23 protein-coding genes are annotated in these 25,798 nt (G+C 53.2%); 9 read left to right on the forward strand and 14 right to left on the reverse strand.

Translation table 11 applies throughout. The features are described from left to right. Positions 1-83: 83 nt before the first annotated feature. Together OGV74_RS02120 and OGV74_RS02125 are read right to left on the reverse strand one after the other, a co-directional pair. Positions 84-2,039, reverse strand: a complete 1,956-nt coding sequence (locus OGV74_RS02120) for a glycoside hydrolase family 127 protein (protein ID WP_086504673.1) — start codon at positions 2,037-2,039, stop codon at positions 84-86. A 10-nt stretch (positions 2,040-2,049) separates the two neighbouring features. Beyond that, positions 2,050-3,450, reverse strand: coding sequence for an MFS transporter (locus OGV74_RS02125; protein WP_032950504.1), 1,401 nt, complete (start codon positions 3,448-3,450; stop codon positions 2,050-2,052). Positions 3,451-3,702: 252 nt separating this feature from the next. Here OGV74_RS02125 and OGV74_RS02130 point away from each other — a divergent pair, with 252 nt between their 5' ends. Then, positions 3,703-4,518 carry a helix-turn-helix domain-containing protein gene (locus OGV74_RS02130; RefSeq protein WP_086504672.1) on the forward strand — a complete coding sequence of 272 codons (816 nt, stop codon included), beginning with the start codon at positions 3,703-3,705 and terminating at the stop codon, positions 4,516-4,518. A gap of 4 nt (positions 4,519-4,522) precedes the next feature. Here OGV74_RS02130 and araD read toward each other — a convergent pair whose 3' ends face one another. From araD to yiaK, 8 genes are all read right to left on the reverse strand, one after another. Continuing rightward, on the reverse strand, positions 4,523-5,218 hold the full coding sequence (araD, locus tag OGV74_RS02135) for an L-ribulose-5-phosphate 4-epimerase (protein WP_046671011.1): 696 nt from the start codon (positions 5,216-5,218) through the stop codon (positions 4,523-4,525). Further along, a complete protein-coding gene (locus OGV74_RS02140) occupies positions 5,212-6,072 on the reverse strand; it encodes an L-ribulose-5-phosphate 3-epimerase (RefSeq protein WP_046671010.1) in 861 nt (286 codons plus the stop codon). Before OGV74_RS02140 ends, araD begins: the two co-directional genes overlap by 7 nt. Then, complete coding sequence (ulaD, locus tag OGV74_RS02145; protein WP_086504671.1) at positions 6,065-6,727, reverse strand: 3-keto-L-gulonate-6-phosphate decarboxylase UlaD; 663 nt, start codon at positions 6,725-6,727, stop codon at positions 6,065-6,067. Before ulaD ends, OGV74_RS02140 begins: the two co-directional genes overlap by 8 nt. After that, positions 6,727-8,229 carry an FGGY-family carbohydrate kinase gene (locus OGV74_RS02150; RefSeq protein WP_086504670.1) on the reverse strand — a complete coding sequence of 501 codons (1,503 nt, stop codon included), beginning with the start codon at positions 8,227-8,229 and terminating at the stop codon, positions 6,727-6,729. Before OGV74_RS02150 ends, ulaD begins: the two co-directional genes overlap by 1 nt. Positions 8,230-8,326: 97 nt before the next feature. Continuing rightward, entirely contained in the window at positions 8,327-9,646 is a 1,320-nt protein-coding gene (locus OGV74_RS02155; RefSeq protein WP_003837687.1) for an MFS transporter, read from the reverse strand. A gap of 31 nt (positions 9,647-9,677) precedes the next feature. Continuing rightward, positions 9,678-10,610 (reverse strand): DUF4862 family protein, encoded by a 933-nt coding sequence (locus OGV74_RS02160; RefSeq protein WP_086504669.1) that lies wholly within the window; start codon positions 10,608-10,610, stop codon positions 9,678-9,680. 13 nt (positions 10,611-10,623) lie between these two features. Further along, positions 10,624-11,088 carry a YhcH/YjgK/YiaL family protein gene (locus OGV74_RS02165; RefSeq protein ID WP_003024232.1) on the reverse strand — a complete coding sequence of 155 codons (465 nt, stop codon included), beginning with the start codon at positions 11,086-11,088 and terminating at the stop codon, positions 10,624-10,626. Between the two features lie 11 nt (positions 11,089-11,099). After that, positions 11,100-12,098, reverse strand: coding sequence for a 3-dehydro-L-gulonate 2-dehydrogenase (yiaK, locus tag OGV74_RS02170; protein WP_003024235.1), 999 nt, complete (start codon positions 12,096-12,098; stop codon positions 11,100-11,102). Between the two features lie 217 nt (positions 12,099-12,315). On the opposite strand from yiaK, the gene yiaJ reads away from it, so the two are divergent. Together yiaJ and OGV74_RS02180 are read left to right on the forward strand one after the other, a co-directional pair. Further along, complete coding sequence (yiaJ, locus tag OGV74_RS02175) at positions 12,316-13,131, forward strand: IclR family transcriptional regulator YiaJ (RefSeq protein ID WP_003024237.1); 816 nt, start codon at positions 12,316-12,318, stop codon at positions 13,129-13,131. A gap of 117 nt (positions 13,132-13,248) precedes the next feature. Then, positions 13,249-13,722 carry a 4Fe-4S dicluster domain-containing protein gene (locus OGV74_RS02180; RefSeq protein ID WP_086504668.1) on the forward strand — a complete coding sequence of 158 codons (474 nt, stop codon included), beginning with the start codon at positions 13,249-13,251 and terminating at the stop codon, positions 13,720-13,722. Positions 13,723-13,756: 34 nt separating this feature from the next. Here OGV74_RS02180 and avtA read toward each other — a convergent pair whose 3' ends face one another. Together avtA and malS are read right to left on the reverse strand one after the other, a co-directional pair. After that, the gene (avtA, locus tag OGV74_RS02185; RefSeq protein WP_003024242.1) at positions 13,757-15,007 is read right to left on the reverse strand and encodes a valine--pyruvate transaminase; all 1,251 of its coding nucleotides are present in this window, start codon (positions 15,005-15,007) and stop codon (positions 13,757-13,759) included. Positions 15,008-15,183: 176 nt separating this feature from the next. After that, positions 15,184-17,214 carry an alpha-amylase gene (gene malS / locus OGV74_RS02190; RefSeq protein ID WP_086504667.1) on the reverse strand — a complete coding sequence of 677 codons (2,031 nt, stop codon included), beginning with the start codon at positions 17,212-17,214 and terminating at the stop codon, positions 15,184-15,186. A gap of 316 nt (positions 17,215-17,530) precedes the next feature. Here malS and OGV74_RS02195 point away from each other — a divergent pair, with 316 nt between their 5' ends. Then, positions 17,531-18,355, forward strand: coding sequence for a protein bax (locus tag OGV74_RS02195; RefSeq protein ID WP_086504666.1), 825 nt, complete (start codon positions 17,531-17,533; stop codon positions 18,353-18,355). Positions 18,356-18,399: 44 nt separating this feature from the next. On the opposite strand, the gene xylR is transcribed toward OGV74_RS02195, so the two are convergent. Further along, positions 18,400-19,578: a D-xylose utilization transcriptional activator XylR gene (gene xylR / locus OGV74_RS02200; protein ID WP_286520238.1), complete on the reverse strand. Its 1,179-nt coding sequence runs from the start codon at positions 19,576-19,578 to the stop codon at positions 18,400-18,402. A 361-nt stretch (positions 19,579-19,939) separates the two neighbouring features. Between xylR and xylA the strand changes: the two genes are divergently transcribed. The 3 genes from xylA to yiaB all read left to right on the forward strand — a co-directional run bounded on the left by xylA (position 19,940) and on the right by yiaB (position 23,309). After that, the gene (gene xylA, locus OGV74_RS02205; RefSeq protein WP_003024252.1) at positions 19,940-21,262 is read left to right on the forward strand and encodes a xylose isomerase; all 1,323 of its coding nucleotides are present in this window, start codon (positions 19,940-19,942) and stop codon (positions 21,260-21,262) included. A gap of 71 nt (positions 21,263-21,333) precedes the next feature. After that, a complete protein-coding gene (gene xylB / locus OGV74_RS02210; protein ID WP_071696667.1) occupies positions 21,334-22,788 on the forward strand; it encodes a xylulokinase in 1,455 nt (484 codons plus the stop codon). Positions 22,789-22,955: 167 nt separating this feature from the next. Then, the gene (gene yiaB, locus OGV74_RS02215; protein ID WP_046671004.1) at positions 22,956-23,309 is read left to right on the forward strand and encodes an inner membrane protein YiaB; all 354 of its coding nucleotides are present in this window, start codon (positions 22,956-22,958) and stop codon (positions 23,307-23,309) included. On the opposite strand, the gene OGV74_RS02220 is transcribed toward yiaB, so the two are convergent. After that, complete coding sequence (locus OGV74_RS02220) at positions 23,306-24,301, reverse strand: acyltransferase (RefSeq protein ID WP_048233797.1); 996 nt, start codon at positions 24,299-24,301, stop codon at positions 23,306-23,308. The genes yiaB and OGV74_RS02220 overlap by 4 nt on opposite strands. A gap of 172 nt (positions 24,302-24,473) precedes the next feature. Between OGV74_RS02220 and OGV74_RS02225 the strand changes: the two genes are divergently transcribed. Together OGV74_RS02225 and glyQ are read left to right on the forward strand one after the other, a co-directional pair. After that, positions 24,474-24,782: a YsaB family lipoprotein gene (locus tag OGV74_RS02225; RefSeq protein WP_003024259.1), complete on the forward strand. Its 309-nt coding sequence runs from the start codon at positions 24,474-24,476 to the stop codon at positions 24,780-24,782. A 95-nt stretch (positions 24,783-24,877) separates the two neighbouring features. Further along, positions 24,878-25,789 carry a glycine--tRNA ligase subunit alpha gene (gene glyQ, locus OGV74_RS02230; protein ID WP_001168551.1) on the forward strand — a complete coding sequence of 304 codons (912 nt, stop codon included), beginning with the start codon at positions 24,878-24,880 and terminating at the stop codon, positions 25,787-25,789. Positions 25,790-25,798 lie beyond the last annotated feature (9 nt).

Consider the following 25,798-nt stretch of genomic DNA (forward strand, 5'->3'; position numbering starts at 1 on the left):
CACCCGTTTGTCCTCAGGGAGGAGGGCAATCTTTTCATGAGACATTGACGGATGGGGGCTAACCGCCGCCATCCGCCTTATTATTACTGCTCGTTTATCCAGATACGCATTTCGCCTTCACCACGGTTTGCCCAGCTAAACCACGGAATAAACGTCAATGTATGCGCCTGACGCGAAGTTGGGGAAACATCGTAGTGCCACAACGATTGTTGTGCTGCATCGGCTGCACTTTGCTTCACACCTTCAGCCTGAATTAACATTTTATGGCTGAACAATCCCTTACCTTCGAATACTCTGAACTCACTCTCTTTTGGCAACCACAGATTATGCAATTCCTCGCCGTTGTCGGCCTGCTCCAGGCAATATACCAGTGGTCCACGCTGAATGGCGACTTTACCGGCAACATGACGCACTAATGGATTTCCGTATACCCGACGCACCGGCATTGGCAGGGTCAAACTGAGCGTATCGCCTTCCTGCCAGGTTCGACTGATGTGCAAATAGCCTTTGCGAATATCCTGCTCAATCGGCTGACCATTCAACAAAACCTGCGGCGCGGAGCACCAGTCTGGCAGGCGCAGAGCCAGGGTGTGATAAACCGACTGCGGTGATTCGATGGTGATTTTTACCTGCTCATGCCATGGGTAATCTCCGCTAATACGCAGTTTAAGCGAGCCGTTTACAACAGGGACCTCCATGCTATTGCCCACGTACATATTGATATACAGCGCGTCCTGACGCGGTGTATAGATGTAGTGGCCAATTGAGGTTAACACGCGGGCGATATTCGGCGGGCAACAGGCGCAGCCAAACCAGCGCTGACGAACGGGTTTCACGTGGTCATAAATATGATTGAATTTTAATGATTTAGGATGTACTTCCAGCGGGTTCACATAGAAGAAGTGCTTGCCATCGAGCGCCATCCCGCCCAATACGGTATTATACAGGGCGCGCTCCATCACGTCGGCATACTGGCTGTCGGCTTCCATTTCCAGCATTCTGCGGGCGAACATCATCAGGCCGATTGAGGCGCAGCTTTCCGCATACACGGAGTCGTTGGGCAGATCGTAATCGCTGCTAAACGCCTCGCCGCTGCTTTGTGAACCGATCCCGCCGGTAATGTACAACTGGCGCTGGGCCATGTTTTTCCACAGACGCAGGCAATCCTGACGCTTGCCTTCGTCCTGGCTTAAGCGTGCCAGATGAGCGACGCCGGTCATCAGGTAGACAAAGCGCACCGCATGCCCGATCGCCGTTTGCTGTTCTGAAATGGGCTGATGAGCCTGGCTATAGGGTTTATCCTTCACCATCCATGCCGGACCGTAAGTATGCCAGTAAGAGATTTGGCCGCGCTTTTCGTACTCTTCGTCATAGAAATGGGGCTGTGCGCCGCGCTGTTCCACAAAGTAATTTACCAGCGCCATATAGCGTGGTTGCTGGGTCACTTCGTATAAGCGCATTAACGCCAGTTCGATTTCCGGGTGTCCTGGGTAGCCGCGCAGTTGATTCTCCCTGAGTCCAAACACGCTGTCGATGTGATCCGCCAGGCGACACACCACCTCTAACAGACGGCGTTTACCCGTTGCCTGAAAGAACGCGACGCCTGCTTCGATCAAATGACCTGCACAGTACAACTCATGACACTCGGCGAGGTTGGTCCAGCGTTCATCCGGTGCTTTCACTGTGAAGTACGTATTGAGATAGCCGTCTTCACACTGGGCGGCCGCCACCAGTTCAATGACTTCATCGGCCGTTTGTTCAAGTTCCGCATCGGGTTTCTGGCACAGGGACCAGGCAACGGCCTCCAGCCACTTTGCTACGTCGCTATCCTGAAAAACCATGCCGTAAAATTCGCCATCCTGCAGGCCCGCGGCGATACGGAAATTCTCTATCGCATGACTTGGTTCCGCCTCTGCAATGCGGTCATTGAGCGCATCCCATTGATAGGGGATCACCACGTCACGCACCAACTGCTGATATTGTCCGAGGAACGGATCGCTGACGGTGAGCTTATGCAGGTCGACTTCCAGTACGTTCATTTCGTGCTCCTTAAGGCTGTACATGACGCTGACGCAGATCGGTGGCAATGCGCGACATCATCGGATTATTGAGTTTGCAGATGCGGATAGACAGCGCCAACAGCAGGTGGAACAGTGCGGGAAGCAGCGTCTCCATCGCGGTAATTCCTTGCAGCGAGCTGGCGGTTTGGTTACCAGCACCTGGCTGATAGGCGACAAAAATAAACAGCAGGCTGATGATCCCCGCACTTGAGGCCCAGGCCAGCTTGATGAAGAACAGATTGAAGGCGAAATTCATGCCGGAGGAACGTACGCCGGTTTTCCACTCGCCGTAATCGTCGGCGAAGGCCATCAGTGAGAAGTGCAACGGCAGCGTGAAGCCTAAAATAATGCCGTTACCGAGGATGACTGCCAGCCACAGCGTCTGATAAGCCGGGCCGGTTGGCAGGAACCACATCAGTATCGCCAGGGCCGTCAGCACCAGATTGGTGTAGTAATAGAGTTGGACGGTATCGATGCGGCGGGTCAGGGGGCTGACGATCACTGAACCGATGATGGACGCGAAAGTGACCATGGTGAAAAACAGCGACGTATAGGCGGTGCTGCCTTCCAGCACGTAGGTAATAAAATACATGTACCCGCCGCCGCGAATATTAAAGACGTTGATCAGCAGGAAAGACATTACCAGCATCAACAATAGCTGATCGTTTTTGCGCAGCCCGCCAATGTGTTCACGCAGGGTAAATTTCCCCATCATCGCCAGCGGCACACGCTCGCGAACCCAGAAGAAACAGCACAGGAACATCACCACCGCGATGGCACACAGGATGCCCACGCCAAACTGATAACCCTGCGCGGCATTGCCCTGACCCAGAATATCCACCATCCACGGCAGACCAACGGAAACCAGGAATCCCGCCACGCCGCACAGCACAAAGCGCCAGGACTGACAGGCGATCACCTCGTTATGGCGGGTCGTCATGGTGTTGATCAGCGCACAATACGGTACGTTGATGGCGGTATAGCCGACAGAGAGCAGGAGATAGGTGCCGAATGCCCAGGCGATCTTGACCCCCATGCTGGCGTCCGGGACGGTAAAAGTGAGCACGCCAATAATACCGATCGGAATCGCAACCCACAGTTGCCACGGGCGAAAGCGCCCCCAGCGGCTTTGCGTACGGTCGGCCAGCACGCCCATGATGGGGTCGGAAATGGCGTCAAATACACGCAGGGCAATAAATAATGTGCCGACCAGCGCAGGCGTTAACCCGAAGACATCGGTGTAGAAAAATGTCAGGAAGTTCATGATCAGGCAGGTAATTACCGTCCCGCCAGCATCGCCTAGCCCATAACCAATTTTTTCACGCAGGGATAATTTGTCGTCCTGGGCGCGCTGTGCCAAATCAGATGTTGTAATCGGAGCCGAAGTCATAAATAACTCCCGGAGAGGATGTTCAGAAAGTATCCCGCTACGTTGCGGGTTATTTGTTTGTAATTTGCAAAATACGTTATTTATTCTGCACGAAATGTTTGGGTCAACAAGGGAAGAGAAAAGTATAAAAAGATGACAATTCCGACTTCATTATAAAAATGTGATTTCGATCCGGCGGAAAGCGGATTTATCGTAAATAATCAATGATAAAGAGCGGTTTAAATAATGTAGAAAGCGGGAATTTGAATATATATGCTCGAATTATCCATGTCTCTTCCGATTAAAGTGCAAAATGGTGGGCTATTTATTTCCCGGGGCGTGGGCAGTCATCCTGCGCGACGATTGCAATCCTGGGAAATTATCTTTGTTGAAAAAGGGACATTAACAATTCGCGAAGGTCAGACAGTTTTTTGCGTGAATGCCGGAGAAAGTTTGCTGCTGTGGCCGCAGCGCTTGCATATTGGCGTTGGGCAATTTCCGGCTGATTTGAAATTTTACTGGTTGCACTTTGAGGTGACATCAGAAAATGAAGCATCAATAGCAGGATCGTTACTTGCTATACCTCAGCATACCCGGGTGGGCGAGCCCCAATATATTATTTCGCTGTTTCGCCAGTTCTTACGCGAGCAGGAAAATATTCATCGCAGCATGGCGCTGGAACTGATCCTGCTGCTAATTTTGCAGCAAATTTCTGCGGCTGCCAGCGAGCACCTCGCCGAAAGCCCCGGTAATGCGCTAGCCTGGAAAGCGCAGCAAATCATTCACACCCGGTTCCACCTGCCGATTAGTGCTTCAACACTGGCGAAAGAGCTGCATTGCAATGCGGACTATCTGGGGCGCGTTTTCCGTGGGGCTTTCCGGCTGACGCTAACCGAAGCGTTGCACCGTCAGCGGGTAAGGGCGGCAGAAAAACTGTTAATCAGCGATTCGCTGTCGCTAACCGAAGTGGCGATGAAATGTGGATTTAATGATGTGGGGTATTTTCGCAAAATATTCCACAAGCACACCAGCCTGACGCCCGCGGCGTGGAAACGGCGCTATTGCAAAGAACATATCAATAGCGCCTGACCCGTTATTGTCCGTAATACGCATTTGCCCCGTGTTTGCGCAGATAATGTTTATCCAGCAACTCAGACTGCATATCCGGCAATTGCGGGGCTAACTGGCGAGAGAACAGCCCCATGTAGGCGCACTCTTCGAGCACCACAGCGTTATGCACCGCGTCTGCGGCGTCTTTACCCCAGGCGAACGGTCCGTGGGAGTGCACCAATACCGCTGGAACCTGCAGCGGATTGAGATCGCGCTGCTCGAAGGTCTGAATGATCACCTCTCCGGTTTGATATTCATATTCGCCGTTGATCTCTTCAGCGGTCATCAGACGCGTACACGGAATAGAACCATAGAAATAATCGGCATGCGTGGTGCCCCATGCCGGGAGATCCAGACCCGCCTGCGACCAGATCGTCGCGTGGCGAGAATGGGTATGGACGATCCCGCCGATCTGTGGATAACGACGATACAGTGCCAGATGGGTTGGTGTGTCGGACGACGGTTTTTTGTTGCCTTCCACTACGTTGCCGCTGGCAATATCCACTACCACCATGTCGTCGGCGGTCATCACCTCATATTCCACGCCGGATGGCTTAATCACCATCAGTTTACGTGTTTCATCCACTGCGCTGACGTTGCCCCAGGTAAAGGTGACTAAGCCATGAGCCGGGAGCTCCAGGTTTGCCGCCAGCACCTCGGCTTTCAGTTGTTCTAACATGGAAATCCTCCTTCCTGCATGCGTGCTTCTATCCAGCGCCGTGCCTGGATAATTTCCAGTACCGGCTCTTTCGCTTTTTCAGTCCACATTTCAATCAGAAACGACCCGCGATAGTTCAGCTGATGCAGCGTTTTGAAGATGCCAACAAAGTCCACGCACCCTTCGCCAAACGGCACATCGCGAAACTGGCCCGGATGAGTTTCGGTTACCGGCAGCGTGTCTTTCAGGTGGATAGCAGCGATGCGGTCAATGCCCAGCGTCAATTCGGCAGTGACGTCATTCCCCCAGGCGCTGAGGTTGCCCACGTCCGGATAAACGGTGAACCACGGCGATGACAGCATTTCATCCCACTTTTTCCACTTGCTGATCGAGTTCATAAATGCGGTATCCATGATTTCTACCGCCAGCATCACCTGCGCGGCAGCGGCTTGCTCGACTGCCCATGCCAGTCCTTCGGCAAAGCGCTGCTGCGTTCCTGCGTCATGTTCTTCGTAATAGACGTCGTAGCCTGCCAGTTGAATAGTGCGGATACCCAGATCGCGCGCCAGACGAATGGCTTTGGTCATTATTTCTCGCGCCCGCTCACGCACGGCTTCATCGCGGCTGCCAAAGGGAAAACGACGGTGGGCGGACAAGCACATTGATGGGATCGCCACGCCGGTTTCCAGCATCGCGCTCACCAGCGATGCGCGCTGAGCCGGACTCCAGTCGAGACGCGACAGACGTTCATCGGTTTCATCCACCGACATCTCGACGAAATCAAAACCGCAGCTTTTTGCCAGCACCAGCCGTTCCGGCCAGGAGAGGTCTTTCGCCAGCGCTTTTTCATAGATACCTAATGGATGATTACGCATGCTGTGTTCCCCAGATGGCGTCGATTTGCGCATGGAATTCGCCAGCAACCTGCGCTGGGTTTTGCGCTCCCGCCAGCGCGCGCCCGGCAATAAAAGCTTTGACGTTAATTTCGCGAAACACCGGTAGATCGGCGGGCGTGATCCCACCGGTAATCGACAGTTCCAGACCAATATCAGAAAGCGCCTTCATGCGCGCCAGGTCTGCTTCTCCCCACTGTTGTCCGCTGGCCTGAGCATCGCGGCCACGATGGTAAATCGCCTGGCGAACGCCAACGCGATACCAGTCGCGGGCATCATCCAGCGTCCAGTTACCGAACAGCTCCATCTGAATTTCGCCGCCGCAGGACTGCGCGACGCCATGACCTTTCTCTACCGTCGCCAGCGGCGCAGCACAGATGATGGTCATCCAGTTGGCACCTGCTCCAAAGGCTTGCTGCGCGAGGGTTTCGCCCGCATCGGCCACTTTCCAGTCGGCGACGATGATTTTATTCGGGCACTGGGCACGCAGTGCTTTCACGGCGCTCAGCCCTTCGGTTAAGCAGAGAATCGTCCCCGCTTCAACGATATCGACGTTCTCTTGTAGCAGCGCGACGTCGCGTTGTGCGGCTTCAAGGCTGGTGTGGTCGAGCGCCAGTTGCAGTAATGGTCGACTCATTATTCGTGCTCCTTAATGCGGGCGTGGTAGCCCTGTAGTGCGGTAATTAAATCCAGGTATTGGCGGTATTTACGCTGGTAGCTCGCCTGCGCGGCGGCGTCCGGCAACAGCGTGCGCACTGGATGCTGTAGGCTGCGTTGGGCGTCGCTGAAGTTGGAATAAACGCCGGTGCCGACGCGGGCGGCGAGCGCAGCGCCAAAGCAACCGGTCTCTTCAATCTGCGGCAATTCGATACGTAAACCGCTGACGTCTGCCAGCATCTGCATCCAGATGTCGGAGTGCGCCGGGCCTCCGGTGACGCGCAGGGTATGCGCCTGCGTAAAACGTTCGCGCATGCGGTTGAGGTGGGTCATGTGACTGAAAACCACGCCTTCGTAGATGGCCTGTAATAAGTGGGCGCGAGTGTGTATCGCCTGCATGCCATAAAAGCCGCTGGTCATCTCCAGCCCGGCGTTGCTGCCGTACAAAAAGGGCAGGAAGAAAAGCTCGCTACCGGCTTTCGGTAAGCTGGCCACAGCCTGATTGATCTCAGCAAAAGAGAGTTCGCCCCACTGGGCGGTAAACCATTCCAGATTGCCGGAAGAGGTCGGGCTGGCTTCGTGAACGATGTACTGCCCGTCGTTGACATAGCGCCCATAGACATAGGGATGGGCCTCGTGGTCGCGCAGACCGTGAGCGATCCCGCTGGTGACGGCCCAGGTACCCATCACCGCGTTGAGGGTGTATTCATCTTCGATACCGGCGCAGAGTGCGGTGGAAACCACATCAAACAGTCCGCCGACGACGGGCGTGCCCGCCGCCAGACCGGTTATGGCGGCTGTCTGAGCGGTGATTTCCCCGCATATTTCTGCTGAACCGACAATCGGTGGTAGCGCATTGTCGATCTCACTGATGCCCAGCCACTGGGTCAGGCGCGAGTCGTACTGACCCGAAGTCATGTTGTAGAGGTTCGACTCGGAGATATTGCTCTCTTCACAGCCTTTGACGCCGGTTAAGCACCAGCGCAGATAGTCATGGCCCATCATGACGCAGCCAATTTGCGCGTAACGATGAGGTTGATTCTCTTTCACCCAGCGCAGCAATGATGCCGGATGCCCGGTCCACAATGTCTGGCGGGTGACCGGGTAGAGCTGCTCAGGGATCCCATCCTGCTGCCAGCGCTGAACGATGTCCATCGCCCGGCGGTCGGAAGAGAGGATGGCATTGCCCAGCGGTTTATCCTGCTTATCGAGAAGGAACAGGCCTTTGCCCTGAGCGGAAATACCGACGCCTTTGATTTGATCGCCGCAGACGCCGGTGCGCGCTAACAGCCCGGCGATCGTGGCTACACACTGTTGCCACAACTGGTGCATATCGCGTTCGGCGTAACCGGGCAATGGCGATGCGGTCTGCAACGATTGCCGATTAATGCCATGTTCATGACCTTTGGCGTCATACAACCCGGCTTTCAGATACGTACCGCCACAATCAATACCCAGCCAGAAGGTCTCTTTCTCACTCATCTTGTTATCTCATTTTTGCCGGATGGCGCTGCGCTTATCCGGCCTGGGACGGTTGCTACCTGTAGGCCCGGTAAGCGCAGCGCCACCGGGCATTGTTTTACGCTGTACGTTTATGTGGATTCAGTGTCTTTAGCGGAGCGGCACCGGCGTCGCATTTGGCTGGCAGCAGCAGCGCCATCAGCGCGGCCAGAGCCAGTGAGATAGCCAGGCAGTAAACCCCCGCATCTTTGCTATACAGGGTGATGAGTACGCCGACCGCATAAGGACCGCAGAAGCCGCCGAGGTTGCCCAGCGCGTTGATGACTCCACGCGCGCCACCGGCCATTTCCGCACTGAACAAACGCGCCGGAATGGTCCAGAACACGCCCGCTGCCGATTGCAGGAAGAAGCCGCAGCCGACCAGCGCGGCATAAGCCAGCCAGACGTTATTTTTCAGCGCCACGGAAAGGAACATGCACAGGGCAAAGCCAATCAACGGCAGGCAGACGAACAGCTTGCGTTTACCGGTGCGGTCAGAGAGAGAAGAGAACAGGAACATCCCGGCAATGGCCCCGACGTACGGCAGAATGGCGAGCATACCGACCTGTCCCATGCTGCTGTGCGTCAACTCTTTGAGGATGGTCGGCAGCCACAGGGTGTAACCGTAAATCCCGGTCTGATAGAAGAAGTTCAGCGCGATGAGCTGCCACATGGTTTTATCGGAAAGCACCGCGCCCAGAGAGGCATTTTTGACTTCCGTTCCGGCAATGGCTTTTTGCTCGGCGGCCAGCGTTTCGACCAGGTAATTTTTCTCGGCCTCAGAGATCCAGCGCGCCTCCTGCGGACGGTCGTAAACGGTATAGGCCCACAACACCAGTACAACGACGGAAAGCAAACCTTCAATGATGAACAGCCAGCGCCAGTCGAGAACGGTGATAATCCAGCCCGAGAGCGGAGCGGTAATGATCCCGGCAATCGGCACAAACATAATCACAATCGCATTGGCGCGACCACGCTCGGCGTCGGGGAACCAGTTACTGATCATCGTCAGCACCACCGGCAGCATGCCGCCTTCGGCAACGCCGAGTAAAAAGCGCAGAACCAGCAGTTGGTACTGATTAGTGATTAACCCCGTGAGGACGGAAATAACCGCCCAGGCAACCAGCGACCAGCCGATAAATTTCTTGCCGCTACCGTGAACGGCAATTTTTCCGCCGGGAACCTGTAAAAACAGATAACCGATAAAGAAAATACCGCCAGCCAGTCCTGCCATGGTGGCGGAAATACCTAATTCCTCATCCATTCCGCCCGGCATCGCGAAAGCGATATTGACGCGGTCCATATAAGAAATAATACAGGCGATGAGAATAGGTGGAATAATCCGCAGCCAGCGCTGACGGGGTATATCTTTGAGTGTAGGGCGAGAGGTCATGTTCATATTAATATTCTCGTAGAGTAGTATTTTATTTTTATAGTTTTGCTTTATTTAATGCGGCGATACCGTCGCGCAATATTGCTACGCGATGGTTCACATCTGCATTGGCGTTTATTTCCAGCAATTTAATACCGGCAAATTGCAATGGTTCGGCTTCTGCGCAGGCGAATAATTCGCGGGCATGGTCGGTGGTCATCAGGCTTTGTGGGCAGAATGGGGCAAACGGCGCGTGTAAGTCCTGCCACTCACCGTATTCCCCCGCAAGCGTGGTACCGGAGAACATCAGCGCGCCCAGTTTTCCAGCCCGTTTGGCCTGCTGCGTGTGGTCCAGCGCCAGGGCGGGATTCTGCCCTTCAATGGTCGATCGCGCCCAGTTAATGCACACGCTGATGTCATACTCGGCAATGACCTCCAGCACATTGTCTAACGGCAGAAAGCCTTTGCGCGGCGCAATGCCGGTCATGGCGTCGCAATGTTCCAGCACCAGATCGCAGGACCAGTCCCAGGAGGTAATTTCTTTCAGCGAACGGGCAAACGCGTCGGTGGCCTGTGCAACATTTGGGTTGCTGGCATTGGGGGCGGCATGCAGTTCCAGCGCAATCACTTTTCCGGCGTGTGCCGTATTGATATGGTTGATTTTCTGCTGCAGATGACGGTAATACGCCACGCAGGCTTTACGCTGTTCTTCGTCGCTGGAGGCCAGCCCAAAAGCGCTGTTTGCGCCGCGACGGCGCATGGTTTCCATAATGGCGGTGACTACGATTTGCCAGTCGCCCGGCGTATGACGTAATAACCATTCGTCGCCTAACGGGTGAAGATGTTCAAGGCAGGGCTGCTCCAGACCGCGAATATCCGGAGTATCGGCGAGCTGTCGCCAGAATTCCTTCTCTTCCTCTTCACTCTTTTGGTGAAATGAGGGTGCACAGGGGTACGCACCGATAATATAACCGGCATTATTAACGCTCATGTTGTGCTCCTTTTTATAAAACTGAAATAGCAACCTTCACGACTATTTTGCGGATCGGCGTGGCGACAGTTTTATGACATGCAGGGCGATGAACATCCTGCGGGAAAAATATGGCATAACTTCCCGGAATCATTTCAATGAAAGATTCATGTTCGCTGGCGTGATAAAAAATAATATCGCGCTGTTCTAATAATGATTCGCTGATTTGGTTATTCCCGGTATCAATCGCGATCCCGATTTTCTCTTCGCCCCAGGCCAGAAATTGAATATCCAGGTAGCGGCGATGCACCTCCGGGCGATTTTCGGCAACGTCACGCGTGGTTAAATCGATAACCTGCGCGAAGATATTTTTACCGTCGATTTCTACCACACCCGGTTCCAGATTGCGGAAATCTGTGCTGCGCAGAAAGTCGAGTGCCCTTTCAATCGCCGCGGGTAAACGACATGGGTTAGGCTGAGCAATATGTCCGAAGATCATGGTGTTGCTCCTTACAGGGCCTGAATTTTGGCCCAGACGCTGTCATCAACGGTGATACCGTTGCGGCGGTTTTCTTCCAGCAGCTTTGTAAACTCGTGGCCCGGCAGGCGGACAGGTGTGTTTTCATCGGCGCGTTCGGCGGAGGTGATGAAATCCATAATGCGCTGCAGTTTGGCGTCGCGGGTGGCGCCGTCGATAAGCTTATCCACTTCAATGGCGATAAAAATCTGTGAAACGCCATATTCATCGCTGTTGTCCTGGGTGACCTCGGCCACGGAAGAACCGTCTGAAAGCAGGGTGGCGATCATATCCAGCACAATCGACAGACCTGAACCTTTCCAGTAACCCATTGGTAAAATGCGGCGGTTTTTTTCGATAACGCCCGGCTCTTTAGTGAGATTGCCTTCATCATCAAAGCCACCATCTACCGGCAGTTCGCGACCGGCCAAGCGATTCACTTCCAGCATGCCGTAGGAGAACATCGACATCGACATATCAACCATGGTGATTGGCGATGAGGGGATCGCGACGATCAACGGGTTAGTACCAATGCGGCACTCTTTCGAACCCCACGGCGGCATGACGGCAATCGAGTTAGTCCAGCAGATACCGATGTAACCTTTCTCCGCCGCCTGCCAGCCATAGCTGCCGCCGCGCATCCAGTGGTTGGCGTTACGCAGTGCGACCAGGCCAATACCGTGATCGGAGGCCAGCTCAATGGCTCTGTCCATCATCTTTTTCGCCGTCAGATTTCCGATCGAACGCTGGGCATCCCATTGTTCAATCGCTCCCAGGCTAGTAATGCGTTGCGGTTTGGCCTCAGGAATGATGTCGCCGTTATCTAATTGCTGAATAAAACGAGGAAAACGATTCACGCCGTGTGAATACACGCCGGACTCGGTGGTGCGCGCAAACATTTCGGCACAGGCATCGGCGGTTTCAACGGCGATACCGCGTGCCAGCAGTACCCGATTGAACGCATCTTTCAACTGCTCAAAAGTGACTTTCATTCCTGTTTCCTTGTTTAAATTTGATCGCTTTTTTATCTCTAAATTTCACTATGCGAAATCTGATTTCAAATATAGCGATCAAATTTTGACAGATCAACGGGGTGGTCTATTTTTTAAAATCATCAAAATCAAATAGTTGTGTTTTTTCGGTTCAGATCGTGAACTGAAACACACTTTGCGCTACCATCAGAGCGCGACGAAAAGGGGAGCGGAAGCGATGGGCACAAAAGAGAGTGAAATGACGCAAGACAAAGAGAGGCCAGCCGGAAGTCAGAGCCTGTTCCGTGGTTTGATGTTGATTGAGATTCTGAGTAACTATCCGAATGGGTGCCCGTTGGCGCATTTGTCTGAACTGGCAGGGCTGAACAAAAGTACTGTGCATCGACTCCTGCAAGGGCTGCAATCCTGTGGGTATGTCACCCCCGCGCCAGCGGCAGGGAGTTATCGCCTGACCACCAAATTTATTGCCGTGGGTCAGAAGGCGTTGTCGTCACTGAACATCATCCATGTTGCTGCGCCGCACCTCGAAGCGCTGAATATCGCCACCGGTGAAACCATCAACTTCTCAAGCCGTGAAGATGACCACGCGATTCTGATTTATAAGCTGGAACCGACGACGGGCATGCTGCGTACCCGCGCTTATATCGGCCAACATATGCCGCTGTATTGCTCGGCGATGGGTAAAATTTACATGGCGTTTGGGCATGCGGATTATGTGGAAGCCTACTGGGAGAGCCATCAGGATCTTATTCAGCCCCTGACCCGCAATACCATTACCGGTTTACCGGCGATGTACGACGAATTGGCGCAGATCCGCGAAAGCAGTATGGCGATGGATCGGGAAGAGAACGAACTGGGCGTTTCCTGTATTGCCGTGCCGGTGTTTGATATTCATGGTCGGGTGCCGTACGCGGTGTCAATTTCACTCTCTACCTCGCGACTTAAGCAGATAGGGGAAAAAAATCTACTCAAGCCACTACGGGAAACCGCGCAGGCGATTTCAAATGAGCTGGGTTTTACCGTTCGCGATTAGGCAGAGATCCATAGTTATTCAGGCACCTGACAATATTTAACCGTTTCCCCTGTCCGATCAAAGCGACAAGGGCGACCTCTCTGGCACTCTGTGGTTTTCACGCAGAGGGAGGGGACAATGAACGCGTTTATTATGGCGGATGCGGCAAAATGTATTGGGTGTCGTACCTGCGAAGTTGCCTGCGTCGTCGCGCACCAGCAAAACCAGGACTGTGCGTCGGTCTCTTCTTCTGCGTTTATACCGCGGATTCGGGTAATCAAAGATGACGCCTTTACAACGGCGGTCGCCTGCCATCAATGCGAAGACGCTCCCTGTGCGAATGTTTGTCCAACTTACGCCATTCGTCGTGAACATGGGCATATCTTCGTTGAACAGACACGTTGTATTGGTTGTAAAAGCTGTATGCTGGCCTGCCCGTTTGGGGCAATGAATGTCATTGCCCGTTCGTCGCGGGTGCAGGCGATAAAATGCGATTTGTGCTGGCATCGTGAGACGGGGCCTGCGTGTGTAGAAGCCTGCCCGACCAGCGCGTTGCAGTGTATTGATGCCGTCAGTATTCAGCGACAGCGTCTGCGTTCACAACCGCTGTGAAGTGAGCCCGACCCGCACTTGGGTCGGGTTTGCGTTAGCCTTCCAGCCAGGCGCGTTCGATCTCTTCAGCCAGAATCTTCACGCCAGCTTCGATTTTCTCTGGTTCTGGCACGTAGTTCATCCGCATGCACTGATGGGTATGTGGCCAGGGTTTATCCAGCCCCGGGAAGAAGTAGTCACCGGGAACCATCAGTACGCCGCGCGCTTTCAGGCGCTGATACAGCAGTTCAGTAGTAATGGGCAAATCTTTGAACCACAGCCAAAGAAAAATCGCGCCCTCTGGTTTATGGATAAGGCAGCGATCTTCTGACAAGTAGCGGCGAATAATCGCAATCGTCTCCTGAACGCGCTGATAGTAAAACGGTTTAATTACCGTTTCGGACAGGCGCAGTAGATCGTTACGTTTAATCATCTCGCACATCATCGCCGGTCCCATCCCGCCAGGAGCAAGGCTGATGATGCCGTTCATATTGGTAATCGCAGTGATGATTTTTTCATTGGCGATAATGATGCCGCAGCGGGAACCTGGCAGGCCCAGCTTGGAAAGGCTCATGCACAGCACAATGTTGGGGTTCCACAGCGGACGCGCTTCGCTAAAGATGATGCCAGGGAATGGTACGCCATAGGCGTTATCAATCACCAGCGGGATCCCATGCTGGTTGGCCAGCCGGTCCAGCTTCATCAGCTCGTCGTCTGTGATCACGTTGCCTGTCGGGTTAGTCGGGCGTGACACGCAGATCATCCCCGTCTCTTCACCGATGTGCAGGTGTTCAAAATCAACGTGATACTTAAACTGGCCTTCCGGTAACAGTTCGATGTTCGGACGCGCGGAGACGAAAAGATCTTCTTCTAGCCCGGAATCGGCATAGCCAATGTATTCCGGGGCTAATGGGAATAACACTTTTTGCGTTGTTCCGTCAGCGCGGCGTCCGGCGAACAGATTGAATAAGTAGAAAAACGCGCTCTGACTGCCATTTGTCAGTGCAATATTTTGTGGCTCGATATCCCAACCCTGCTTCTCACGTAGCAGTTTCGCCAACTCAGACAGGAGCTCGGTTTTCCCTTGCGGACCGTCATAATTGCAAAGCGCATCAGCGGCTTTGCCGTTTGCCAGCATATCTGTCAGCAGAGACTGGAAGTAATTTTGCATCTCTGGAATTTGCGCCGGATTACCACCGCCGAGCATGATGGCGCCTGGGGTGCGTAAACCGTCGTTGAGGTCCTCCATCAGGCGGGTGATGCCTGAATGGCGGGTAAATTTGTCGCCAAAAAGTGAGAATGTCATAGCAGGGGGTCTGTCGAACTGAGTAGTAAAGTGGCTAACCATAGCGCTACCCATGGCAGGGTGCAAATCAGGGGAAGCGGACCGGATTGATGTTTTGTGCTGCAGATGTTTGCCTGGCTGGTTTTTTATTTTGTGTTGGGTTTCCCGCCGTATGCACAGCGGGAAGCCTGTTGGGATCAGGGCTGGCCGGCCCACACCACCATCACCTTATCGTCGTCATGCTCGCGGATAAATCCGTATCCCTGCTTCAGGGTAAGCGTAGTCTGTTTACCGGTGCCGATGGCGGGATGTCTGGCTCGGAACTGACTGATGCGCTGCCAGTGTGCGACGCTGGCGGCAGATTTCCCGCTCACATCCTGCCAGTTCATTTCTGAGCGCGTGCCCTGCAATGGGTCTGAGCCTGTTGGTCCAAAGGGGCGGGCCGACTCGTCACCGTAAAAGAGTTGTACCGCGCCAGGTGCCAGCAGCAATAGCTCGGCGGCTTTGTCTCCACCTTCGCGAAACAGACGCGTATCGTGCGAGGAGAGATAGCTCAGGACGTTGAAATCCTGCAGTTTTTCAGCCATTTGTTGCCAGGTGACATCCATATTTGCCAGACAATCGACGGCCTTTGCCGCCTGCTCCTGATAGTCGAAATTGATCATCGCATCAAAGCCGTGTCGGTAATAGTCGCTTTGCATCACGCCGTGACCCCAGGCCTCGCCGGTCATCCAGAAAGATTTATCATCCAGCGCTTTATCCGGGTTGGCTTTCTTCCATTCAGCCAGCGCTGCGCTGGCCTGTGTTTTTAATTGCTGCCAGGCGGGAAGCTCGACGTGTTTGGCGGTATCAACCCGAAAGCCGTCAATCCCGTAATCACGCACCCACTGGCTGAGCCAGTGCGTCAGATAATCGCGGGGCGTGTAACCGGCGATAGCTTTAGCGTGCGTATCTGGTTTGTGCTGATAAAAGTTTGGCAGCCCGGAAGGCGTGGTGGATTCGGTTTTCAGATCGGGCAGGAAGGCCAGTGACATGGTCAGGTCGTCAAAGCCAGGATTGTCGTAATCGCCAATATCGGTACGGATCCAGTTTTTCCCCCACCATTTTTCCCAACCTGTTTTATCGCTGAAGTTGATGTAATCATTAAAGCTGTGCCAGCTTTGCCCGGCGGCTGGCTTCCAGTCCGTCCAGCGTTCACCGAGCGTGTTTTTCAGTTCATCGCCCGACAAGTACAGCGCCCCAAACTGATACTCCTGCATATCCGCCAGCGTGGCGTAGCCGGTATGATTCATGACGACATCGAACAGGATACGAATGCCGCGCTGGTGCGCACCGTCAACCAGGGCACGCAGGTCAGCTTCATTACCCATATTCGCATCGAGCGTAGTCCAGTCCTGAGTGTAATAGCCGTGATAAGCGTAGTGGGGGAAATCGCCTTTGGTGCCACCGCCGACCCAACCGTGAATTTGCTCAAACGGTGCGCTGATCCACAAGGCGTTGACGCCCAACTGTTGCAGGTAGTCGAGTTTACTGGTGAGTCCGCGCAAATCGCCACCGTGGAAAGTGCCAATTTCCTGCATGCCGTCGTTGCGACGTCCGTAGCTGTGGTCGTTGCCTGGGTCACCATTTACAAAGCGATCCGTCAGAACGAAATACACCGTAGCGTTATGCCAGTTGAAAGCAGCCGGGGCATCGGTTTCCGCCCGTTCCAGCAGCAACAGCCCGTTACTGGCTGCGGCAGGCTGTAGGGTAATCGACCCATTCTTTACCGTTGCCGTTTGTTTGCTGTAGTAGTCGCGCACCACGGCACCTTCCGGAAAGGTCTGGCTCACATCCAGTGTTAACGGCGAACCATCCCATTTCGGGCACTGGCGAATCTGGGTCGTGACAGGGTCTGCGGCGCTTTTTACCGAGAGCATCAACGTTGGCGTTCCGGAGCGGGTATCGACTTCCAGCGTGTAATCGCCGTCTTTGAATAAACGCCACTGCGGCGGCGTGCCTTCACACGGTTTTAGCGATAGCATCTGGTTGAGTTTTATCACATCAGCAGGCTGCCAGCACTGTTGGTCAAAATTTAGGATTAAAGGACGAGTACCCTTCGTCAACGCTGCATGGCTGACGAATTTACCCGTACCTTCCGCTTCGAAGTTGGGGAGTCCCTGAGAAGTCCATGATGAGGCGATGGCAATGCCGGGCATGAGCGCCAGCGCAACGGCGGCAAGTTTCATAATGCTGTCCTTGGTGCTGCTGTTTTCGCCAGTTTGCCAGTGAAATCAGGCTGGAAACTCATCCTTTGAGTCGATTCCGCCAGGAGGAGAAGTGAGGGTGAGCGATCGCGTTCAAAAAATGAACTTATTTTGCGATAACCTCCACATTTTCTTCGAATTAATGGCACCCTGAACCGTTAATGCGTGACATAGTTTCAGAATTGGACTATTCCTTTGGGTGCTCTTGACGGCTATTTTTGATATGATTTGAGATTCATCTCTCATTTTTGTGAAAAATATAAGGTGTTGGAATGTATAAATCCGACCAGGAGACCTAATGATATTGACTCCCATTCGACGATATGGGGCAATGATTCTTATGTTACTCACCATTGCATTTTCGGGTGAGGTGCTGGCAAAGACACACACGGCGACAACGAGTCACAAGCCCCAGATAACCAAGGCAAGTAATAAACAGGTTAGCAGTAAACAAGAGTATTCTCGCAATAGTGCAAAGAGTAGTTCACTTCCTGATTTGCGAAAATACCCTTCCGGAACACCAAGGAAAAAAGCGTTTCTCCGGACGGTTATGCCTTATATTACCAGTCAAAATGCTGCCATTACTGCGGACCGTAACTGGCTGATTTCAAAACAGTACCAGAACCGCTGGTCACCGACTGAGCGTACGCGTATGAAAGACATCGCGAAGCGCTACAAGGTGAGTTGGTCTGGCAACACGCGTAAAATTCCGTGGAATACGCTGCTTGAGCGCGTAGACATTATCCCGACCAGTATGGTGGCAACCATGGCTGCGGCCGAAAGCGGCTGGGGTACGTCGAAGCTGGCGCGTAGCAATAACAACCTGTTTGGCATGAAATGTGGCAAAGGTCGTTGTAACAATTCCCCAGGTAAGGTGAAAGGCTACTCACAGTTTGAATCGGTGAAAGAGTCGGTGAATGCTTACGTCATCAACCTGAACACGCACCCGGCTTACTCTTCTTTCCGTAAATCACGTGCGCAGTTGCGTAAAGCCGATCAGGAAGTCACCGCTACCGCGATGATCCATAAGCTGAAGGGTTATTCCACTAAAGGACAGAGCTACAACAACTATCTGTTCGCAATGTATCAGGATAACCAGCGTTTAATCGCCGCGCATATGTAATTCTGTGTGCCGGATGGCGGCTTCGCCGTATCCGGCAATAATCCTCACAGCAACACTTCGCTGTTCACATCGCGATACTCTTTTGGCGTCGTGTCGTACTCTTTCTTGAAGACCGAATAGAAATACTGCAGAGACGGATAGCCACACATCTGTGAAATTTCGTTGATTGAAAGCGTGGTAGAAATCAACAGACTGCGCGCTTTTTCCAGCTTTTCGGCATGAATCACGGCGTGGATAGTCTCTCCGACCTCTTCTTTAAAACGCTTCTCCAGATTTGAACGTGAAATCCCTACTGAATCAAGAACTTGCTCAACCTTAATCCCTTTGCAGGCATGATTGCGGATAAAGTGCATCGCCTGAATAACGGCAGGATCGGTCAAGGAGCGGTAATCGGTTGAGCGCCGCTCAACCACGCGCACCGGAGGAACCAGAATGCGTTGCAGCGGCAGCGCCTCATTCGCCAGCAAGCGGTGCAGGAGTTTTGCGGCCTGGTAGCCCATCTGCCGGGCTCCCTGAGCCACGGATGACAGCGCTACCCGTGATAAGTAACGGGTCAGTTCTTCGTTATCTATTCCTATCACGCATAGCTTTTCCGGTACCGGAATATGTAGGTGCTCGCAGACTTGCAGGACGTGTCGTGCCCGCGCGTCGGTGACCGCGATAATGCCGGTTTGCGGCGGCAACGTTTGGAGCCAGTCTGCCAGACGATTTTGCGCGTGCTGCCAGTTTTCCGGCGCAGTTTCCAGCCCCTGGTAGACGACGCCGCGGTACTTTTCTTTAGCCACCAACTGGCAAAAGGCATATTCACGTTCTGCGGCCCAGCATTTACCGCTTGAGGAAGGCAGGCCGTAAAACGCAAAACGGTTAACCCCTTTCTCTTTCAGATGCAGAAAAGCGCTTTCTACCAGCGCGTGGTTGTCGGTAGCAATGTAATGTACCGGGGGGTAATCTTGCTCCCGATGGTAGGAACCCCCAACGCCGATGATCGGAACATCGACATCGGCAAGTAATTGCGCAATGTCATCATCGTCATAATCGGCAATAACGCCATCGCCTAACCAGTCTTTAATATTATCGATACGGGCGCGGAAATCTTCCTCAATGAATATATCCCACTCGGATTGCGATGCCTGTAAATATTCACCCACTCCTTCTACCACCTGACGGTCATAGGCTTTATTGGCATTAAATAACAGAGTGATGCGGTGACGTTTATCAAACATAAGAACCTGTCCTGGAAAGGTTAACGTGGGCCTGTCGATACTAGCAAAACCGCCGGTACGACTGCTTGATGAAGCGTGACAAATTTCCTGATTGCCTGAGGCCAGGCAAAATTTACATACTGTCAGCGGGATGACAATTGTCATTTTTCATCTGCGCATTACGGTTTTTTGTTTAATGGCTAACCTTCGATCGCGATCGCTTTTTTATTTCGTTTTTCAGCGCGTTTTTTTGGGAGCCAGCGCACGTTTGGGTATTCTCTTAATAGCGGTGTGAAATAACGTAATTGAGCAATAAATCAGGAAATTCCAGTATAGCCATATCGCAGTTTACTTACCGTATTACCTGATTATGGAGCTTATTATGCCGGCTTATTTTGACCAACTTGATCGTGTTCGTTTTGAAGGTACTCAATCCACCAACCCGCTCGCATTTCGCCATTACAATCCTGACGAAATCGTGTTGGGCAAACGTATGGAAGATCATCTGCGTTTTGCTGCCTGCTACTGGCATACCTTCTGCTGGAACGGTGCGGATATGTTCGGTATGGGCGCTTTCGATCGTCCGTGGCAGCAGCCTGGTGAAGCACTGGCGCTGGCGAAACGCAAAGCGGACGTGGCATTTGAGTTCTTCCACAAGCTGAACGTGCCTTACTACTGCTTCCATGATGTGGATGTCTCGCCTGAAGGGGCTTCACTGAAAGAGTACAAAAACAACTTTGCGCAGATGGTTGATGTGCTGGCGGCAAAACAGGAACAGAGCGGCGTGAAGCTGCTGTGGGGAACAGCAAACTGCTTTACCAACCCACGCTACGGCGCGGGTGCGGCAACAAACCCGGATCCAGAAGTGTTCAGCTGGGCCGCCACGCAGGTGGTTACGGCCATGGATGCCACGCACAAGTTAGGCGGTGAAAACTACGTTCTGTGGGGTGGTCGTGAAGGCTATGAGACGCTGCTGAATACCGATCTGCGTCAGGAACGTGAGCAAATTGGTCGCTTCATGCAGTTGGTGGTGGAACACAAACACAAAACCGGTTTCCAGGGCACTTTGCTTATCGAGCCGAAACCGCAGGAACCGACCAAGCACCAGTACGACTACGATGCGGCGACCGTCTACGGCTTCCTCAAGCAGTTCGGTCTGGAAAAAGAGATCAAACTGAATATTGAAGCTAACCATGCCACGCTGGCTGGCCACTCGTTCCATCACGAAATCGCCACCGCTATCGCGCTGGGTCTGTTTGGCTCTGTCGATGCCAACCGTGGTGACGCGCAACTGGGCTGGGACACGGATCAGTTCCCGAACAGCGTAGAAGAGAACGCGCTGGTGATGTACGAAATCCTGAAAGCGGGCGGTTTCACCACCGGTGGTCTGAACTTCGATGCCAAAGTGCGTCGTCAGAGTACCGATAAATATGATCTGTTCTATGGTCATATTGGCGCGATGGATACCATGGCACTGTCGTTGAAAATTGCGGCCCGTATGATTGAAGACGGTGGTCTGGATCAGCGCGTGGCAAAACGTTATGCCGGTTGGAATGGTGAGCTGGGCCAGCAAATTCTGAAAGGGCAGATGACGCTGACGGAAATTGCGCAGTACGCTGAACAACATAACCTGGCGCCGGTGCACCAGAGCGGTCATCAGGAATTGCTGGAAAATCTGGTGAACCATTATTTGTTCGACAAATAACGGGTTTCTGAGAACGTCCGTAAGCCCGGTTAGCTCGCGCTACCGGGCCTGTCTTTAAGGAACGATGCCTTATGTATATCGGGATAGATCTTGGCACATCAGGCGTAAAGGCCATCCTGCTCAACGAGCAGGGGGATGTGGTCGCTTCGCACACGGAGAAACTCACCGTCTCGCGCCCGCATCCGTTATGGTCTGAACAAGACCCTGAGCAGTGGTGGTCGGCAACGGATCGGGCTGTGAAAGCATTGGGCCAGCAGCATTCGCTTCGCGAGGTGAAAGCGTTGGGGATTGCCGGACAGATGCACGGCGCGACGCTACTGGATGAGCAACAGAAGGTATTGCGTCCGGCTATTCTGTGGAACGATGGTCGCTGTGGTGAAGAGTGCGTGATGCTGGAGAATCAGGTTCCACAGTCTCGTGCGATCACCGGCAACCTGATGATGCCTGGCTTTACCGCGCCAAAACTGCTGTGGGTGCAACGCCACGAGCCGGAGATTTTCAACCAGATTGATAAAGTCCTGCTGCCGAAAGATTACCTGCGTTTGCGCATGACCGGTGATTTTGCCAGCGATATGTCTGATGCGGCAGGGACAATGTGGCTGGATGTCGCGAAGCGTGACTGGAGCGATGTCATGCTGACTGCCTGTAAACTGACTCGCGCACATATGCCTGCGCTCTATGAAGGCAGCGAGATTACCGGAACCTTGTTGCCAGACGTCGCTAAAGCCTGGGGAATGCAGGAGATTGCGGTTGTTGCCGGAGGTGGTGATAACGCGGCGGGGGCGGTTGGCGTAGGCATGATGAATGCCGGTCAGGCGATGCTTTCGCTGGGGACGTCCGGTGTCTATTTTGCAGTGAGTGATGGTTTCCTTAGCAAACCGGAAAGTGCGGTTCACAGTTTTTGCCATGCTTTGCCTGAGCGATGGCATCTGATGTCTGTGATGTTAAGTGCGGCATCGTGTCTGGACTGGGCGGCAAAATTAACCGGACTGGCGAGCGTTCCTGCATTGATTGACGCTGCGCAACAGGCTGATGAACTCGCGGAGCCGGTCTGGTTTTTACCTTATCTTTCCGGTGAACGTACGCCGCATAACAATCCGCAGGCCAAGGGCGTATTTTTCGGTCTGACGCATCAGCATGGTCCGGCAGAACTGGCGCAGGCGGTGCTGGAAGGTGTGGGGTTTGCACTGGCTGACGGTATGGACGTGGTACATGCCTGCGGCGTGCAGCCCGCCAGCATTACGTTGATTGGCGGCGGGGCGCGCAGTGAATACTGGCGTCAGATGCTATCTGACATCAGCGGATTGCAGCTGGATTATCGTACCGGCGGTGATGTCGGCCCTGCACTTGGTGCAGCGCGACTGGCGCAAATTGCCATGAATCCGCAGCGGCCTTTATCAGACCTTCTGCCTCAGCTTACGCTGGAACAAGCGCATTATCCTGACGCCGGGCGCCACGCGCTTTACCAACAACGTCGGGAAACCTTCCGCCGAATCTACCAGCAGTTGCAACCGCTGATGTCCTGATCCTCGTTCCCCTCTGGTAAACAGAGGGGATTTATCAAATGTATATTTCAATCCAATAAATAGTTAGTACGCATGGATTTATTCTGAAAGTCCGGCGTAGTGCCATTTTTCTGTGTTGTCTTTAGCGGGTTATTCATATTGTATCCATGATGGATAAGGAGATCCCAATGAAGACGACAAGGCTGTTGCCATGGATGTTATTTCTCTCAGGCATACTGACTTACAGTATTGGCTTATGGCGGGCATGCCCGTTATTGAGTGGCAAAGGCTATTTTTTCGGCGTGCTGATGACGGGAATGTTTGTGACATATGTTTATCAGCGTGCTGAAAATCTCGATCAGAGCGACGATCGCTTCGCCTCTGTATGTCAAATGGTCACACTCATCACGATAGGGTTGCTGCTGGTGGGCGTCTGGAACGCCCCGTTATCGCCCCTCGAAAAAGGGCTGTATCCGGTGGCATTCATCATATGTTTACTGGGGCAAGTTTTGTTGCTACGTCTGCAAAATATGGGGGATTAACTCACCAGCCTGCGCGTATCGATGCGCTGCAACAGTATGGACAACAGTAAACTGCCTGCCAGCGTGGCGCTGAAAATCCACAGCATATCCAGCGGTGGCCAGTTTTTGAGTTCAATTCCGTTGGTTCGTAGTGCGTGAATGATCAGCGCATGAAAACCATAAATGCCCAATGAATGGCGAGAAATAAGGCCCAGTAGCGGCAGAGTACGTGTGCTGAGCGTATTTTTGACCAGCGTCAGGAGTGAGACGGCGCAAATAAATACCGCAGGGCCGCAGTAGAGGTACCAGGTGTCGGCAAAATTGCCTCGCCAGCGCAGTTCATGCAATGTGCCACGAGAAATAATAAATACTGCGGTAATGAATAACGCCGCACAGAGCCAGCTGAGCGCGCGCTTTTGCGTATCCATCATGCCAATCGCCCGGCCCAGCATGCCGTACAGGATGTAATAGAAGGTGTCGCCGCTGATGTACAGGTTAATGGGTAGCCATTCAAAACCGCCAATTTTTTGCGAGACGGTATTGGGATTGGCAATCACGCCTATCACCACCATCAACGCCAGCAGCATCTTGCCGCTGATATTTTTCACCTGTATCAGCGGAGAAACCAGGTAGATGACGGCGATCGCGAAGAAAAACCACAGATGATAGAACACCGGCTTTTGCAGCAGGTTCTTCAGCGACAGCTCAGCGTTGATCGAGGTAAACAGCAGGATATAGGCCAGCGCCACGCTGCTGTAAAACAGAATGCAGAGCGTGATGCGCAGGAAATGGCGCGGTTTGGCGCTACGCTCGCCAAAAAACAGATAACCCGAAATCATAAAGAACAGCGGGACGCTGACGCGAGAGGCTGAATTGAGCACGTTAGCCAGATCCCAATTCATCGGGCTGACGCTTTGCGCATTGGTGATGTACCAGGTCGTGGTGTGGATCATCACGACCATTAAACAGGCTATCCCGCGCAGGTTATCAATCCAGAAAATTTTGGGCTGCATCAGTTCCTCTGTGTCCATTAAAAAAAGTCTGACCGATATTTTGCGAACGTAGCTCACTGGAATAATCCGAGTTCTTACGCTAAAGCTTGAGATGGTCTGATGAGATTCTCAAAATAGGATCTGTTTCCAGACACTAATAATAAGACTGACCAGCAAACCAGGCGGTAATAAAATGATGATGAAGTATTTCTTTCCCACAATCGCTACCCTTTTGCTGGTAGCGTGCGCTGACACACAACCGTCTGCACCCGCGCAGAAAGCGCAAAAGGTTAAGGTCAGTGCCACACGTTCGCTGGATATGGAGTCATTGTGCAAAAATGAGGCGGCGCAACGCTACAACACTGGCGCGCAGAAAATTGATATCTCCGGCCTGGAGCAATTCCAGGGCAGCTATGAGATGCGTGGTTCTACCTTCCGTAAAGAGAGTTTTGTCTGTTCTTTTGATGCAGATGGGCAGTTTTTGCACCTTTCCATGCGCTAAGTTCCCCCTTTTTCCCGTTTCGTACTGTATATCTTGCAGCCAGCGGGTATACTGATCGCTTCCTTTAAATCCACACGTATCCAGCACGAAATAATATGCAAAAGTTTGATACCAGGACCTTCCAGGGCTTGATCCTGACCTTACAGGATTACTGGGCTCGCCAGGGCTGCACCATTGTTCAACCATTGGACATGGAAGTCGGCGCGGGAACATCTCACCCAATGACCTGCCTGCGTGCGCTGGGGCCGGAACCGATGGCGACTGCTTATGTGCAGCCTTCCCGTCGTCCGACCGATGGCCGCTATGGCGAAAACCCGAACCGCTTACAGCACTACTATCAGTTCCAGGTAGTGATTAAGCCGTCACCGGACAACATTCAGGAGCTGTACCTGGGTTCTCTGAAAGAGCTGGGTATGGACCCGACCATTCACGATATTCGTTTCGTGGAAGATAACTGGGAAAACCCGACGCTGGGTGCCTGGGGTCTGGGTTGGGAAGTGTGGCTGAACGGCATGGAAGTGACTCAGTTCACCTACTTCCAGCAGGTTGGTGGTCTGGAATGTAAACCAGTAACCGGGGAAATTACCTACGGTCTGGAACGTCTGGCCATGTACATTCAGGGCGTAGACAGCGTTTACGACCTGGTCTGGAGCGACGGCCCGCTGGGTAAAACCACTTACGGTGACGTGTTCCATCAGAACGAAGTGGAGCAATCCACCTACAACTTTGAATACGCCGACGTGGACTTCCTGTTCACCTGCTTCGAGCAGTACGAGAAAGAAGCGCAGCAGCTGCTGGCGCTGGAAAATCCGCTGCCGCTGCCTGCGTATGAACGTATTCTGAAAGCCGCCCATAGCTTCAACCTGCTGGATGCGCGTAAAGCCATCTCCGTCACCGAGCGTCAGCGCTATATCCTGCGCATTCGCACCCTGACCAAAGCAGTGGCAGAAGCTTACTACGCTTCCCGTGAAGCCCTTGGCTTCCCGATGTGCAACAAAGACAAATAAGAGGCGGCC

Source organism: Citrobacter sp. Cf116 (assembly GCF_030336505.1).
GTDB lineage: Bacteria > Pseudomonadota > Gammaproteobacteria > Enterobacterales > Enterobacteriaceae > Citrobacter > Citrobacter freundii.